Annotated in this window: 2 protein-coding genes; both read right to left on the bottom strand. The window is 74.1% G+C overall.

The genetic code is table 11. From position 1 onward, the window contains the following. Nucleotides 1-3: 3 nt before the first annotated feature. Nucleotides 4-1101: an ABC transporter ATP-binding protein gene (locus AX737_RS08870; RefSeq protein ID WP_066920681.1), complete on the bottom strand. Its 1098-nt coding sequence runs from the start codon at nt 1099-1101 to the stop codon at nt 4-6. Nucleotides 1102-1109: 8 nt separating this feature from the next. Next, nucleotides 1110-1796: a Crp/Fnr family transcriptional regulator gene (locus AX737_RS08865; protein ID WP_066920679.1), complete on the bottom strand. Its 687-nt coding sequence runs from the start codon at nt 1794-1796 to the stop codon at nt 1110-1112. Between the last annotated feature and the right edge of the window lie 179 nt (nt 1797-1975).

Here is a 1975-nt window from a genome sequence, read left to right as displayed (position 1 = left end):
CCCTCATGCCGGCAGGATGGTGGCCGCCTCGGCGGCGAAGCGCAGGCGCACGCGGGCGCCGGCCGGGAAGGCGTCCGCGCCCTCGGGCGGGCCGCTCGCGCGGACCGCGCTGCCGTCCCCGAGATGCAGGGTGCGGGCGATGCGGTCCCCAAGAAATACGCGCTCCGCGACCGTCGCCGGGATCCCCACCGTGGCGCCCTCCCCCGCCTGGTCCGGCCCGAGCGCGACCCGCTCCGGACGCACCGCCACCACGACCGCGTCCCCCTCGGACAAGTCGGCGGCGGGAGAGCGGGCGCGCAGGGATCCGGACGCGATCTCGACTGCCCGGAGGCCGCCCGGCTCGCCCGGACCGAGCCGGCCCGGGATCAGGTTCACGTCGCCGAGTAGCCCCGCCACGTAGCGGCTCGCGGGCCGGTCGTAGAGCTCGGCCGTCGCCCCGACCTGCACGATGCGCCCCTGCGCCATCACGCCGACCCGGTCGGCGAGCCGCATCGCCTCCTCCGGATCGTGCGTGACCACGATGAAGCTCGTGCGCAGGCGCCGCTGCAGGGCGCGGAGCTCGCTCTGGGTCTCCTCCCGGAGCGCCCGGTCGAGGGCGGTCAGCGGCTCGTCGAGCAGCAGCAGCCGGGGCTCGCGGGCGAGCGCGCGGGCGAGCGCCACCCGCTGGCGCTGGCCACCCGACAGCGTGTCCGGCCGGCGATCGGCGAAATCCTCCAGGCGCACCATCCGCAGCAGGTCCGCCACGCGTGCGGCCCGCTCCGCGCGGGGCCGATCCGCGAGGCCGTAGGCGACGTTCCGCGACACGCTCATGTGTGGGAACAGCGCGTAGGACTGGAACATCATGTTGATCGGGCGCCGGTGTGCGGGCAGCCCGGTGAGATCCTGCGTGCCCAGCCGGATCGTACCGGCATCCGGCTGCTCGAAGCCGGCGATCAGGCGCAGCAGCGTGCTCTTGCCGCAGCCCGAAGGGCCGAGCAGGCAGAACACCTCGTTCTCGGCGAGCGCGAGATCGACGGCATCGACGGCCGCCGCGCCGCCGAAGCGCTTCGTCACGCCCGCGAGCCGCAGGAGCGGCGCGGAGGCCTCGGTCGTCGCGGCCACGATCCCGCTCAGCCGTCCTCGCGCAGCGCCTCGGCGACGCGGGCCTCCAAGAGGTCCGGCCGGCGGATCACCAGGGCGCCGCGAGTGCGGTCGACCAGCCCCTCGCTCGCCATGGCGGTGAACTCGCGGGTCACCTGCTCGCGGCGGCAGCCGATGCGGGCGGCGAGCACGTGGTGATAGGGCGGCGGGCTCACCACCCGCTCGTCGCCCCCGCCCGCCCGCGGCACCGAGAGGCGCAGGAGCTCGGCGTAGAGCCGGTGGCGCAGGTCGAGCAGCGCGTGCTCCATCAGACGGGTGTTCAACTCGCGCACGCGCTTAGCGAGCAGGCGGAACAGCCGGTCGGCGATGGGCTCGGAGGCGAACACGATCTGCCGGAACACGGCGGCCGGTACCACGCAGACCTCGCCACGGGTGAGCGCCGTGACGTTGGCCGAGCGCCCGACCCCGTCGATCGCGGACAGCTCGCCGAAGAAGGCGCCGCCGCGCATCTCGCCGAGAATCACTTCCTTGCCCGACTGGGTGCGGTTGAGGATGCGCACCTCGCCGCCCGCCAGAAAGTAGACGTCCGTGGAGATGTCGTCGAAATCGACCAGCACTTCGTGCTCGTCGAAGCGGCGCCAGTGGCAGCGGGTCTCGAACGGAGCGAGGTCGATGCCCGGCTCCTTGAAGAACGGTATGGTGGACAGCCGCGCCATCCGGATAAGCCCCTCGCTGCGCGGGCCCGTCGCCGCGGGACCCGGGAGCCGGTTCTTCGCAGGAGGCGCCCCGTGGCCGGTTGGTCCGGGTCGGGGCTTCGACGTGGCCGTGACGTACCGCTCGATCGTGACGGCACCCTCCGGTGCGGTCAAGGCTGGGCCGGCCATTCCCGCCCGCC

It is taken from the genome of Methylobacterium sp. CCH5-D2 (assembly GCF_001556475.1).
GTDB classification, from domain to species: domain Bacteria; phylum Pseudomonadota; class Alphaproteobacteria; order Rhizobiales; family Beijerinckiaceae; genus Methylobacterium; species Methylobacterium hispanicum.
Note: the sequence above shows the minus strand (reverse complement) of the source record. Positions and strands in the feature narration are given on the sequence as shown.